Raw genomic sequence first — 543 nt, forward strand, 5'->3', positions numbered from 1 at the left:
AACCCAGTGATGACACCGATTTGTACCGTTAAAAATATGGCGCCGAAAATGATACCAATAATTAATGCAATCGGTAAAGTCGTACCGAGTTTAATCTTGCGCTCTGGAGAATTAATAATAGTAAATAATGTAAGACAAATGAGTATGAAAGCAAGTGTTGCAATAATAGTTCTTCCAACTAAATATAGGATGTCAGGTTTTTCCATACCGATATAATTTATGATGAAAAATGCTACAGCAAAGAGTATCGATATTTTTGTAGCACGTGGCAGTATTTGTTTTAACATTGATATACTCCTTTTTAATATTATTAAAATTATATCATAATTACCGAGAATAGCTGAAGTTGTATGTGACTCAACGGTACTTGAGCAACTTTTTTAATTTTTTAGAAAAATCACAAAATAATTGTTTGTAAAGTTGCAAAAGCCTGCTATAGTAGTTCTGTAAACGATTGCATGGTATGCAAATATTAATGTACCAAAATCGATAATTTATAGTATAATTACGGCAATAAGTTTTTTTATGGATTTATTTAGTATC

The 543-nt window shown here is 29.8% G+C and carries 1 protein-coding gene; it reads right to left on the bottom strand.

The window, feature by feature from the left end; genetic code table 11:
• A partial coding sequence (locus IDG60_RS01345; RefSeq protein ID WP_206160397.1) for a hypothetical protein occupies positions 1 to 287 on the bottom strand: 287 nt, incomplete at its 3' end.
• Between the last annotated feature and the right edge of the window lie 256 nt (positions 288 to 543).

Source organism: Staphylococcus sp. EG-SA-2, assembly GCF_017152085.1.